Origin of the sequence: Bacteroides intestinalis (assembly GCF_003464595.1) — a bacterium.
GTDB classification, from domain to species: Bacteria; Bacteroidota; Bacteroidia; order Bacteroidales; family Bacteroidaceae; genus Bacteroides; species Bacteroides intestinalis_A.
The window spans coordinates 372,001-385,178 of sequence record NZ_QRZF01000003.1; the positions used below are offsets into that span (position 1 = coordinate 372,001).

The following is a 13,178-nucleotide window of genomic DNA, read 5'->3' on the forward strand; positions in this document are numbered from 1 at the left end:
AGAAGAAAAGCAGGGCTTTCTTTTATAACCAACCCGAAAACTTTCTGATATACCAGTTCTTTACCAATTGAGTCAGCACGCAATAGGAGAGCAGAATACCCACCAGCCACGGGAAGTAACTCAATGGAAGCGCCTGCAAACCAATGGATGCTCCGAAAGATGTGAACGGTATCACAATTCCTATAACCATCACCAAAGTAGTCATACCGATTACGGGCCAAGTGGCACGGCTCTGTATGAACGGAATTTTCCGTGTACGTATCATGTGTACAATCAGAGTTTGCGAAAGCAGCCCCTCAATAAACCATCCTGATTGAAACAACGACTGGTGTTCCGGATTGTTACAGCCAAACACATGCCACATCACCAGATACGTGACAATATCAAATATGGAACTGATGGGTCCGATATAAATCATAAAACGTTTCAGGTCTGATGCATCCCATCTGCGTGGCTTTCTCAGAAATTCCGGGTCCATGCGGTCGAACGGAATGGTAGTCTGCGAGATATCATACAGTAGATTCTGGATGAGCAGATGAATCGGCATCATCGGCAAGAACGGCAGAAACGCACTGGCAAACATGACACTGAACATGTTACCGAAGTTTGAACTTGCCGTCATCTTGATGTACTTATTGATATTCCCGAAAGTCTTCCGGCCTTCCAGTACTCCGTCTTCCAGTACCATCAGGTCTTTTTCCAGCAGGATAATATCGGCACTTTCCTTGGCGATGTCCACGGCAGAATCTACCGAAATGCCAATATCCGATTGCCGTAAGGCGGCAGCGTCATTGATACCGTCTCCCAGAAATCCTACGGTATTCTCCTGTTCCTGTAAGATGGAAATAATCTGTGTTTTTTGCAGAGGCGTCAATTTGGAAAAGCAGGTAGTGGTCTTTACACGCTCTTTCAAAGTAGCCTCATCCATATTCTCAATATCCGGTCCGATCAATGAATAACTTGTGTCGATACCGACTTGCCGACCTATGGCTTTCACTACAATATCATTATCCCCCGATAAGATTTTAACTTCCACACCATACTCATGTAGTTGCTTAATAGCTTCTGCCGCAGATGGTTTCGGGGGATCAAGAAAAGCCAGGAAGCCAATCAGAACCATTTCCTTTTCATCACTTACGGAGAAATTACCCACCTTTTCTATATAGCTTTTCTGAGCAACGGCCAGTACTCTCATTCCTTTCCGGTTCATTTCTTCGCTGATCTTTTGGGCTTTAACCTTCAGTTCATCCGTCAGAGATTGCACTTCTCCATTGAATTCAGTGTGCGAACAGATACTGAGCATCTCTTCCACGGCGCCTTTGGTGATGATCTGGCGTTTCCCTTGTTTGTCTTCTATCACTACGGACATTCTCCGGCGGATGAAATCGAACGGTATCTCGTCCACTTTGGTGTAGGCATCCTTCAGATGTTCCAGCTTCAGTTCCTTTACATGCGAGAGGATGGCTTTGTCCATCAGATTCTTTAACCCGGTCTGGAAATAGCTGTTGAAGTAGGCGTGACGCAATATCCGTTTGCTTTCGTCATTGCTGCCATCGGCATTGATGTACTTTTCCAGAACAATCTTGTCGCACGTCAACGTACCCGTTTTATCGGTGCAAAGAATATTCATCGCACCGAAGTTCTGGATGGCATTCAGATTCTTGACAATCGTTTTTTTCTTCGACATGGACAGAGCACCTTTAGAGAGGTTGGCGGTTACAATCATCGGAAGCATCTCGGGCGTAAGTCCCACGGCTACCGAAATGGCGAAGATGAAAGCTTCGAACCAATCCCCCTTCGTAAACCCGTTGATGAAGAAGACGAACGGAACCATGACCAGCATAAAACGGATGAGCAGCAGGCTTACTTTACTGATTCCCCTGTCGAAAGCAGTAGTGGCGCGGTGTCCCGTGAGGTTGCGGGCGATAGTACCGAGGAAAGTCCTGTTGCCGGTTTCAAACACGACACCTTTGGCAGCACCACTGATAACGGTGGAACCCATGTAGCAGATATTATCCAGTTCTACGATGCTACCTTTCCGGTATTGCTTTTCCTTTACTTCCGGAAACTTCTCTATCGGTTCCGACTCCCCGGTCAGGGAAGCCTGGCTGATGAACAAGTCCTTGGATTCGATGATGCGCAGGTCTGCCGGAATCATGTCTCCGGCTGCCAGGAAGACGATGTCTCCCGGAACCAGTTCCGTGATATCCAGTTCTTCCTCACCACTTCCGGCACGCTTCACGAGACAGGTATTCTTTACCATTTTCATTAGCGAGTCTGTGGCTTCGTTGGCTTTCCATTCCTGCCAGAAGCGCAGGATGGCACTACACACCACCATGACGGCGATGATGACGACTCCCGTCCATTCCTGTTCTCCCGGCTCTGCCATGAGTACATCGATGACGAGTGATATGACTGCCAATCCGGTCAGCACTCCTATAAACGGATTGATGAAAGTTTTAATGAATACGATGAACGGATTCTTCTTTTGTTCGTGAACCACTTCGTTCTTTCCATACGTAAGTTGGCGGTCTTCAACTTCTGCTCTTGTCAACCCGAGCCTTGTCGTTTGCAGGTATGAATAAACGGATTTTGCCGGTTGTGTGGCAGTCAGGAATACTTTCTCGGAGTTGAGTGCATACTGAGGCTGTTGTAACTTTTTCTTCCACTTCATAATCTCTTTCCTTTTTTTGAAGTTACTAATTGCGTTTCTATTTCACGGCGCAAAAGTAAGAACGGCTTCGTGGAGAAGCCGTTAGAGATTTATTAGAGTGGTATTAGAAAACCATTAGAGAAATCAGATATGCGGGAGTTTAACGACGTAAGTGGTCCCTTCACCCGGATGTGAGAAGACGGATATTTCCCCTTTATGCAGGCTCAGTATCTTTTGTGCCAAAGTCATGCCGATGCCGTAGCCGGATGCCACATCTTTGTTTTCGCCACGGTAGAAGAGTTGGAACAAGTTCTCTTTGTCCTTGTCCGACATGCCCACACCGTCGTCCGAAAGGCGGATGATGGACCATTCTTCCCAGAAAGAAATCTGGATAAAAGAAGTTTGGTTCCGGGAGTACTTGCAATTGTTTTCGATAAGGTTTACGAATGCTGTTGTAAGCAGGTAACTATTACCGATCATTGTGAGCACCTTGTCGTCTTCGGCTTCCTGCTCGAATACGAGTTCCACATGGAAATCGGGGTGCGCCCTCAAGACAAGTTCCCTTGCATCGAGCAACAGCTCGTCCAGACGGATTTCTTCTCTTTTGATCTGTTCCGGTTCATAATCCGCTTTGGCAAGGTTCAGTAATCCGTCGATGAGTTTAATCACTCTTTGCGAATCCTGCAACGCGTTGTGGATGGCGTTTTGGTATTGTTCGGGACTTCGTTCTTTCTGTACGGCAAGATCAAGTTCGGCAGAAAGCGCAGCCATGGGGGTACGCAGTTCGTGCGACACGTTGCTGACAAACATCTTCTGCGAGTTGAATGACTTTTCCAGTCTGTCGAGCAAGGCATTGAAGGTAAGGCTCAGTTCGCCTAATTCGTCTTTCTCATTCTTGACGGGCAGGCGTTTGTTGATTCGTGAGGCGGTTATGTTCTCCGCTTCTTTCACGATGCTTCTGATGGGTGCCAATGCGCTCCGGGCAAGGAGGTAGCCTACAATAATCAGCACGGTCAGTCCGCTGAATAGTAATAGGGCGAGTGTTTCTTTCAGGATTTCCCGTTTGGCATATCCGTAGCCGTCATAAGCGGCGGCGGTAACGATGTAATCCTTACCTTCGAAAGTATAGATGATGCCTACTCCCTGGTAATCTCCGATGTAGAAGTCTATTTCTTTCTTCTGGAGGATGCGCTCTATCATTTCCGGAGTTTCCTTTATGATGTCGTTTTGCAAGGCATCGTGGTATAACATCCGGAAATCGGTGTCGTAGACGGCTACTTCTACTTCGTCGATAAACTTTTTATTGTTCAGGTAAATGGATTGCATGGTTTCGGCATCCACCTGGTTGTTCAGAAACAGATGTGCCTTGGTGATGGCTTCGCTTTTCAGATTCCGGAAAAAGGCATTGCTGCGCGAGTGCTCACTGACGTAGTAGATGGCAGTGATAAATACCAGGAACACGGCGGCTGTGATACAGGTGTACCGCAGGGTTAAGGCTGTTCTGATCTTCATAGTTTATCCGTCAGTATAAAGCCCATACCGGCTTTGGTATGGATCAGTTTGGTGTCGAAATCCTTGTCTATCTTTTTGCGGAGATAGTTGATGTATACGTCGATAAAGTTGGTCCCGGTATCGAAATGGGTATTCCAAACCTTTTCGGCTATCTCTATACGGCTGAGAACCCGCTCTGCATTCTCGGCCATGTAGAGTAACAGATTATATTCTTTGGGTGAAAGTTTGATGGAAGTGCCGTTTCGGGTAACATTCTTTCCTTGTAGGTCGATGTACAGGTCGGAATATCTGATCTCCCGGGGCTGCGGTGCGGCTGCTTCAGTATTACGTTTCAGCAGTACCCTGATTCTTGCATAGAGTTCGCGAAAATCGAAAGGTTTCACCATGTAGTCATCGGCTCCTGCATCGAATCCATCCAGTTTATCATCTGTAGAGCCTAAGGCTGTCAGCATCAGGATAGGGATGCCTGGATTCGTTTTGCGGATTTCTTTACATAGCTCAAAACCATCCATCTTGGGCAGGATAATATCAGAAATCACCAGGTCGAAAGTATGGGCACGGAAGAGACGTAGTCCCATGACACCATCGTAAGCTACCATGGTTTGATAACCATTCTCTTCCAATCCATTCTTGAGCAGGCTGGCTACTCTTGGTTCGTCTTCAATAATCAATATCGTATGCATGGTCCGTATTTTTTATAGATTCCAGTTGTTTTTGTTTGAGACCATACAAATATAGAGATTATTTGTGAGTTTCTCTTTTCTTACTCTTTTAATAAAGGCAACTGGTTCAGCATATTCCTGATTTTAATAGCGATACGTGGCATTGGTTCGGCTATGGTCAATCCTACCAGGTCATATTCGGAAGCAATGTCGTTGATCACACGGACTACTTCCTCAGTTTTCATCCCATCCGGTTCAACGCCGACGCCTGCTATCATGTCGGCAGGATCTATCACGTCCAGGTCAAAGTGGATGACAACCTTGGAAGTTCCGGTACTTTTCAGCCATTTCATAATGGAGGAACTGTTGTCCGCTGTTTCTTTCGGTGCCAGACCTTTTATGCCCAGTTCCTTTTGCCGTTCCTGCATGCCTTTGTCCCATGAACGCAGTCCTACGATTAATGCTTTGGAAGTGTCAAACTTACCGGGCAGTAAGTTCATAATCTCTTCGTCACCCATTCCCAAGCAAGCGGTGAGGGCCATGGCATGATACCCTTTGTAATCATCATAAGGCAGGTTGATGTCCGGATGCGCATCTATCCAGACTATGGCTACATCGTTCGGGTATCGGGCAGCCAGATAAGTGAACGGAACAACGCTGACCGAACATTCTCCGCCCAGGATGATAATCCGGTCCGGTTTGTTTTCGTTAAGTATATCGAGTGCAGCCTTGCTTTGTTTGACAATCATGTTACGGGAGTTGATACCTTTTTCCGTTGCTCTGTCGTTTATATTGAGAGATACCGGAACTTCCACGGTTTTCTGATTGCTGTCCGGAGCCAGCAGGTTCAGTAACTGGGCACCTAAATAATAACCTCTGGAAGAGTCTTCTGCCGGAATATCCGGCATCCAGTGATCTACAATTCCGCCTTGCCATTGCGGATAAATCAGGCGGAGAGGGGTGGTTTCTTTCTTCATATCTTTACTTTTTACGGGTGGTTTTTTTAGTCGAATGGTACCTTCCAGTTTTCATCCTGATAGGCGGCGAAACACATGGCTATCTGTTCTTTATTGTTCTTTTCTTCGGCTAATGCAGGTATCTCGTCCAGAGAGAAATAGTTGCTTTCGGTAGTCTCTATATTGCTCTGAAAACTTCCTCCTGTTACTTCGCAAAGAACAAAGGCTTTGCAGACATTGTATGCATAAGGAGGCACGTTGTGCAGGTTTCTATCCTGCAAAGCAATCAGGCGTACGGCTTTTACATCCAGTCCGGCTTCTTCTTTGACTTCTTTCTCCGTATTGGTTTTGATGCTTTGGTTGACGTCTACCCAGCCACCGGGCATAGACCATACACCGGCTTTTTCCTTTACCAGGAGTATTTTCCCGTCTTTAAAGATGGCGGCACGAGTATCCAGTTTAGGTGTTTGGAAACCGGTTTCATTGCAGAATAATTCTTTTACTTTCTCTATCGGCAGATCGCTTTGATGGCTCATAATCTCTGCCGATATTTCCCGGATACGTTCAAAACGCTCGATGTCGAAGGGATCGCGGGAGTAGGTCAGTCCTGCCTGAGCTATGAATTGTAATTCCTTGGCCCATTCGAGCCAGCGGGGATCAGTGTTCTTATTCATTGGATATCTGAGTTTAAAGTATCATATACAATTTTAGATATACTGGCGATGATAGCTGCATTATCTGCATCGGTTTCCTGCGACTCCATGACGAAGACAGCTATATAATATTTCTGTCCGTTGGGCAGGATAACAAAACCTGCATCATTATCAGCAATCTTTATCCCTTCCGGAGTCCGGTCGGAAGAGCCTGTCTTATGGCCTACGATTACGTCGGCAGGCAACTGGCCTTTCAGCTTATCTTTGCCGGTAGAAGTTTCCTGCATGGTTGCTTGAAGGAAGTCTTTGTATTGAGTTGCAAACAGGGGTTGCTTGTCGGCTATATTCAATAGTCTGACTACTTCTTCCGGAGTACTCCAGTTCAGATAGGCATCTCCGGAGGTATGCATGAGAGTTTCTGTTGCCGCAAGATTACAATCCTTTATTCCTAACGATTTCACATACTCATTTACTTGGTCTATGCCGCCGACATATTCTATAAGGATATCACATGTATTGTTATCGCTTTTCGAAATGGTGTATTTTAGCAACTCTCCGAGAGAAATTGTAATATCCTGATCAGGAAACTCATCTCTTAACGGACTGTATGTATCAGGCTTCAGTTGAGAAGACTTCACTTCGATAAGGCTGTCTAAGCCGATGTGATCTTTATCCATCTTATCCAGAACAGCCAGTCCCACATGAAACTTGAAGACGCTTAACAGGGGAAAATGGATTTGATTATTATAAACGGCTACAATCTCATCATTGGCGAGTACGGCAACGCCTACCGTAGCTTTCTTATCTTTCAGAAAGGAATCTATTTGTTGCTCTATCTTCTGCTTCGGGGTGCGGTTGGTGGTATTGCATGCACTGAATAAGATTGCCAGCGCCATACAACTTAAAAAGAATTTTGCTTTCATACGTGAATTATAAAGGATTAATAATATCAGATGGTAATCAATTTCTCATTAGTTTTTATAGTTGTTAATTTTTGGGTGATTCAGGAGTTAGTATCAATTCATAATCAAACACGTCCAGCCAGCGATCGAATTTCAATCCGACTTTCTCAAAGTGGGAAACTTGCTTAAAACCAAGTTTCTGATGCAGGGAATTACTGGCTTCGTTGCCTTCCGTGATGCAGGCTATCAATGCGTGATAACCTCTGTGACGGCATTCGTTAATCAACGTCTGCATGAGTTGTTTTCCTATTCCTTTGCCTTGATATTCGGATGCCAAATAAACGGTTGTTTCCAGCGTATGCCTGTAAGCCGCTCTTTCTTTCCAGGCATGGGCATAACAGTACCCGGCAATTTTACCTTCCGTTTCATAAACGAAGTAAGGAAAGTGTGATACTATTCCGGTTATGCGTGAACGCATTTCCTCTTCGCGTACAGGTTCTGTTTCAAATGTAATCACACTGTGTGCGACATACTCGTTGTAAATGGCTGTAATGCTTCCGGTATCTTCCGGCCTTACTTCTCTTATCATAACAAGTGCAATTCTTTAGCAATCCGGCAAGCTTCAATAGAATTGTTTACCTGAAGTTTCTCCAGGATATTTTGCCGGTGCCGGTTTACGGTGTTTATACTAATGGATAATGTCTGGGCAATGTCCTTACTCATTTTTCCCTTATTTATCAATTGCAGGATTTCTTTTTCCCGGTCTGACAACAGGTCGTTGCAATTCTGCTTTTCCAGTTCGAGGGTTTGCCCGTCTGCCGAGTTAAGAATGGTGCAACTTAACGACGTATCCATTGAAAAGTTATAAAGGCATAAGGATAACCATACACTTCCGTTTGAGTGGCTCGCTATATAAAACATTCTGTGCAAGATGTGTACATACCTGCCCGAATGATCGCGCATGCGCATATTGTGTATAAGGTAGTAGTCCGGGCGTTTCTTTTCCGGGACACTTTTCAGGAAGTGGAAGAAGCGGAGTTCCTGCAAATGCTTTTCCTGTAAGTCGTCCGGATGAATGCGGCTGAATATCTCTTCTTCCCATATCGACTGAATGGTCTTGGCGGTATTTCGTTCTGCCAGTCCCAGTTTCTCGGCTACTCCGCCGTAATAAATATAACTAATATTGGCTTTCATATCGCTCAACACTGCTATGGCATTTTCAGTCTGTGCATATATGGAAGCTATATGTTTGCACTCATTCAGGCGTTCCGTCTGTTTCTGTTCCTCGGTGAACGCTTGTTTCAGTAGCTCTTTCTTCAGTTTATTTACGATGTCCATACGGTATGGAGATGGAAAAATGGTTATTAATCAGTATTGCCGACTTATCTGTAAGCCTTTACCTTTGCAAAGGTAATGAAAACTAATGGTTATTTATTTTAAGTGCAATAAATTATGGAGAGTGAAAAAGCAAAAGCGAAAGCCGGGAAATTGTATGATGCCAATAATGATATAGAGCTTGTGTCGGAGAGGGAAGCTTGCAAAGAAGTATGTTATGAACTGAATAGCTTGCGCCCTTCACAGAAGAAGGAACGGGAGAGCATTATCCGCCGACTGCTCGGTAAGACCGGAAAATCGTTCTTGATAGAACAACCGTTTTATTGTGATTACGGATATAATATCGAAATAGGGGAGAACTTCTATTCGAATGTGAATTGCGTTATTCTGGATGGAGCTAAAGTTACATTTGGCGATAATGTTTTTGTGGCTCCGAACTGTGGTTTCTATACTGCCGGACATGCCTTGGATGCGGAACAGAGAATCCAGGGACTTGAATATGCCTATCCTATCACTATCGGAAATAATGTGTGGATTGGTGCCCAGGTCTGTGTGTTGCCGGGAGTGACGATTGGTGACAATACGATTATTGGTGCCGGAAGTGTGGTTACAAAAAGTATTCCTGCCAATGTGCTGGCTGTCGGTAATCCTTGCCGGGTGCTACGTACGATCACCGAAGCGGACAGGGCTAAATATATATCAGAATAATAATTCATTAAAATAACACGAGAAATGAAAAAGTTACTTTTTAGTCTGTTGATGATGATTGGGGTACAAGCCTCTTTTGCTCAGACATTGGAAAAAATGCAGTGGTTCAACGAACCTGAACAGTGGGAAATAAAGGATAAAAGTCTTTCGATGTTTGTCACTCCGCAGAGTGATTATTGGCGTATCTCTCATTATGGCTTTACTGTGGATGACGCCCCTTTCTATTATGCAATGTATGGCGGTGAATTTGAAGTTAAAGTGAAAGTGACTGGCGATTATAAGGCACGCTTTGACCAGGCGGGACTGATGTTGCGCATCGATCATGAAAACTACATCAAAGCAGGCATTGAGTTTGTAGACGGAAAATTCAATCTGAGTACAGTAGTGACTCACAAGACCAGTGACTGGAGCGTAATCACGTTGGATAAACCTATTCCTTATATTTGGATTAAAGCTGTCCGCAGGCTGGATGCCGTTGAAATCTTCTATTCGTTCGATGACAAGACTTATACGATGATGCGGAATGCATGGTTGCAGGATAATATTCCGGTGAAGGTCGGATTCATGGCTGCCTGTCCCGACGGAGGCGGGTTTAATGTTAAGTTTGAAAACTTCAAGGTAAAGCACCTGCCTGATATGCGCAGGTTGGAATGGTTGAAAAAGAATGCAGAATAAATAGGGTTAGTTCAATTAAGTTTGGTAAAAAGACAAATGCCGGCAAAAAAGAAGAGTGATTCTTTATTTGCCGGCATTTATTCTGTTTTGAAATTTAAAGAAATTATTTTCTGAAATAGCCTTGTTTAATATCCTATGGTGAAGCGCTCCTTGTGGTGCTTCTTCTGTTCCAATTCGTCTACCATTGCCACGGCATAGTCTTCAACGGAGATATTGCTGTCTCCATTTACATCTACCACTAAGTCATCTTTTCCGATACGGAACTTTCCGGTACGTTCTCCCGGTGTCATATTGGCGGCAGGAGAGAGGAATATCCAGTCAATATCGTTTTCCTTACGAAGTGTATTCAGATAAAACTCTCCGAGGGATTTGATTCCGGGCAACAGTTTGGCTGGAACATCGTCAGCATCCATCACCATCTTTCCGGGAGCATAGAACAGGGTTCCGGCACCGCCCACAATAAGTAGACGCTCAACACCGGCCTTCTTCACACTATCCACTATCAGCGGATAGTTCTTCAGTGTTTCTTCGTATATATTGGGATTCTTCCAGCCGGGGTTATAAGCGCTGATGACGGCGTCTTTACCTTTGCTGGCTTCAATCAGAACATCGGTATCGGTTACATCTGCCTGGACTACTTTCAGGTTCGGATTGCTGGCGGTCACCTTGGCCGGGTCGCGTACAATGGCAGTTACTTTGTGGCCTCTGTTCAGCAATTCATTCAGGATGGCGGTTCCTACAAAACCGCTGGCTCCTATGAGTACTACATTTTTCATATTGGTTCGTTGTTTATATTTATATATTAAACTATTTATCTTCAATAAAAGTTTGATAGTGATTGCTCTTTTTGAGAATGTTTAATAACTTATCCTCTTGTCAATCTGTTTAATCTCCGGGATACAAGAAATTATTCTTGAAAGTACTAAAAATTAATCTTACAACAGTTGTGCTTCTTTCTTACAGCAGCTATTGTAAGAAAGAAGCGCAACTGTTGTAAGAAAGAATAATATTTGTTGTAAGAATAATAATCTGCATAAACAGAGTTAGTTTCTTGCGAATAGGATTTTAGTTCTATGTAATTACAGAAATAATTTATAATAAGTTGTCAATGGGCTCTTTGCAACCCGGTTGCATTTCCTATTCCTTACCTTTGTACCAACTAAAAAACTAAGAAGATTATGGAGAGTAAATGTCAGTGTTGTTGTTCACATACTCATTCGCAGAGCAAAGAAAAAGAGAAATCTATCATTAAGAAGTGGTGGGCTCCGGTGTTGTCCGGTATCTTCTTTCTGTTGGGTATTATCTTCCAGCATCAGGAATGGACGTGGTTCGCTAATCCGGTTATCGAGTTTCTTTGGTTTCTTATAGGCTTCCTGCCTGTCGGACTGCCTGTGATGCGCGAAGCTTGGGAGAGTATTTTGCAAAAAGACTGGTTCAATGAGTTTTCGCTGATGGCATTGGCTTCCCTTGGAGCTTTCTATATCGGAGAATATCCGGAAGCACTGGCAGTAATGCTACTCTATTCCATCGGAGAGATGTTGCAGGATAAGGCTGTGAACCAGGCATCCCGTAATATCAAGGATTTGCTGGATGTACGTCCCGAACAGGTAGATGTGTACCGAAAGGGGATACTAAGTACTGTTTCCCCCCGTGAGGTAAATGTAGGAGAAGTGATCGAAGTGAAGCCCGGCGAACGGGTTCCCTTGGATGGTAGCCTGCAAAATCCTTATGCCGTCTTCGATACTTCGGCACTGACGGGGGAGAGTATGCCGCGTAATGTCTCCGAAGGAGGCGAGGTGCTTGCCGGTATGATTGTCAGCGGACAGGTAGTGCGCATACAAGTGACGAAACCTTATGATCATAGCACTCTGGCACGTATTCTTACTTTAGTTCAGGATGCGGCGGAACGGAAAGCACCGGCGGAACTTTTTATCCGGAAGTTTGCCCGTATCTATACACCGATTGTAGTCCTGTTGGCTTTTCTTATCGTTGCTCTTCCTGCACTTGTTGCGGCTGTGCATCCGGCATTTGACTATGTGTTCAATGACTGGCTCTATCGGGGACTGGTATTTCTGGTGATATCCTGTCCTTGTGCATTGGTTATCAGTATCCCATTGGGCTATTTTGGCGGAATAGGAGCGGCTTCGCGTACAGGTATCCTGTTTAAAGGAAGTAATTATCTGGATGCCATAACCCGTATCAATGCAGTTGTATTCGATAAGACAGGTACGTTGACTACTGGTAGTTTCCGTGTGACGTCCATACAGGCAACAGATATCCCCGAAGATGAATTACTGAGTTTAGTGGCATCTGTAGAAAAGAAAAGTACCCATCCTGTGGCACAAGCCATTGTTCACTATGCTTCCGGACGTGGTGTGAAACCTGCGGTTGTGACTTCTCTGAATGAATTGGCCGGATACGGTCTGGAAGCTGAGGTGGAACACCATCAGGTACTTGTCGGTAATATCCGTTTATTGACTGACCGTCAGATAGCTGTACCCGAAGAACTTGCGGATTGTGTAGCTACGGTAGTGGTCTGTGCCGTGGATGGGAAGTATGCCGGACAACTGCTACTTTCAGACACTCTGAAAGAGGATGCGGTAGATGCTATTAAAAAATTAAAGGCTTTAAAAATAGATAATATTCAAATGTTATCCGGGGATAAACAAGAGATTGTTAATATCTTTGCAAAGGAATTGGGAATTGACAAAGCCTACGGCGACTTATTGCCGGAAGATAAGGCCGTTCATTTGGAACAACTCAATTCTGTTCCGGGTATGTCTGTCGCATTTGTCGGAGATGGTATGAACGATGCTCCTGTATTGGCTCTCAGTGATGTAGGTATTGCCATGGGAGGGTTAGGTTCGGACGCTGCCATCGAAAGCGCGGATGTCGTTATTCAGACTGATCAGCCATCCAAAGTTGCAACCGCTATCTCTATAGGGCGGGCAACACGACGGATAGTGATGCAAAATATAGTAGGTGCTATTACGGTGAAGGTGTTGGTGTTGCTGGCGGGTGCCTGCGGATTTGCCACCCTTTGGGCGGCAGTGTTTGCTGACGTCGGCGTAGCTTTGTTGGTGGTGCTGAATTCAGTCCGTATATTGAGAAAGAAGTTTTAA

The 13,178-nt window shown here is 44.7% G+C and carries 12 protein-coding genes; 3 read left to right on the forward strand and 9 right to left on the reverse strand.

What is annotated here, in order from left to right; all coding sequences use genetic code 11:
* Window positions 1-22 precede the first annotated feature (22 nt).
* From mgtA to DWW10_RS06160, 8 genes are all read right to left on the reverse strand, one after another.
* The gene (mgtA, locus tag DWW10_RS06125; protein ID WP_118420961.1) at window positions 23-2,674 is read right to left on the reverse strand and encodes a magnesium-translocating P-type ATPase; all 2,652 of its coding nucleotides are present in this window, start codon (window positions 2,672-2,674) and stop codon (window positions 23-25) included.
* Window positions 2,675-2,797: 123 nt separating this feature from the next.
* Window positions 2,798-4,165 (reverse strand): sensor histidine kinase, encoded by a 1,368-nt coding sequence (locus tag DWW10_RS06130; RefSeq protein WP_118420962.1) that lies wholly within the window; start codon window positions 4,163-4,165, stop codon window positions 2,798-2,800.
* Window positions 4,162-4,848, reverse strand: coding sequence for a response regulator transcription factor (locus DWW10_RS06135; protein WP_118420963.1), 687 nt, complete (start codon window positions 4,846-4,848; stop codon window positions 4,162-4,164). Before DWW10_RS06135 ends, DWW10_RS06130 begins: the two co-directional genes overlap by 4 nt.
* Before the next feature lie 80 nt (window positions 4,849-4,928).
* Window positions 4,929-5,804: an arginase family protein gene (locus tag DWW10_RS06140; protein ID WP_118420964.1), complete on the reverse strand. Its 876-nt coding sequence runs from the start codon at window positions 5,802-5,804 to the stop codon at window positions 4,929-4,931.
* Between the two features lie 26 nt (window positions 5,805-5,830).
* Complete coding sequence (locus DWW10_RS06145; RefSeq protein ID WP_022391768.1) at window positions 5,831-6,457, reverse strand: NUDIX hydrolase N-terminal domain-containing protein; 627 nt, start codon at window positions 6,455-6,457, stop codon at window positions 5,831-5,833.
* The gene (gene bla, locus DWW10_RS06150; RefSeq protein WP_029327914.1) at window positions 6,454-7,359 is read right to left on the reverse strand and encodes a class A beta-lactamase, subclass A2; all 906 of its coding nucleotides are present in this window, start codon (window positions 7,357-7,359) and stop codon (window positions 6,454-6,456) included. The genes DWW10_RS06145 and bla overlap by 4 nt, the downstream gene beginning before the upstream one ends.
* A 64-nt stretch (window positions 7,360-7,423) precedes the next feature.
* Window positions 7,424-7,927, reverse strand: coding sequence for a GNAT family N-acetyltransferase (locus DWW10_RS06155; protein WP_029427616.1), 504 nt, complete (start codon window positions 7,925-7,927; stop codon window positions 7,424-7,426).
* Window positions 7,924-8,676, reverse strand: a complete 753-nt coding sequence (locus DWW10_RS06160; protein ID WP_007213316.1) for a response regulator transcription factor — start codon at window positions 8,674-8,676, stop codon at window positions 7,924-7,926. The genes DWW10_RS06155 and DWW10_RS06160 overlap by 4 nt, the downstream gene beginning before the upstream one ends.
* A gap of 114 nt (window positions 8,677-8,790) precedes the next feature.
* Here DWW10_RS06160 and DWW10_RS06165 point away from each other — a divergent pair, with 114 nt between their 5' ends.
* Window positions 8,791-9,381 carry a sugar O-acetyltransferase gene (locus DWW10_RS06165; RefSeq protein WP_022393567.1) on the forward strand — a complete coding sequence of 197 codons (591 nt, stop codon included), beginning with the start codon at window positions 8,791-8,793 and terminating at the stop codon, window positions 9,379-9,381.
* A gap of 24 nt (window positions 9,382-9,405) precedes the next feature.
* Window positions 9,406-10,056 (forward strand): DUF1349 domain-containing protein, encoded by a 651-nt coding sequence (locus DWW10_RS06170; protein WP_118420965.1) that lies wholly within the window; start codon window positions 9,406-9,408, stop codon window positions 10,054-10,056.
* Between the two features lie 125 nt (window positions 10,057-10,181).
* Here the strand turns inward: DWW10_RS06170 and DWW10_RS06175 are convergent, their stop codons facing one another.
* Complete coding sequence (locus tag DWW10_RS06175; RefSeq protein WP_118420966.1) at window positions 10,182-10,832, reverse strand: NAD(P)-dependent oxidoreductase; 651 nt, start codon at window positions 10,830-10,832, stop codon at window positions 10,182-10,184.
* A gap of 402 nt (window positions 10,833-11,234) precedes the next feature.
* Between DWW10_RS06175 and DWW10_RS06180 the strand changes: the two genes are divergently transcribed.
* Window positions 11,235-13,178, forward strand: coding sequence for a heavy metal translocating P-type ATPase (locus DWW10_RS06180; protein WP_118420967.1), 1,944 nt, complete (start codon window positions 11,235-11,237; stop codon window positions 13,176-13,178).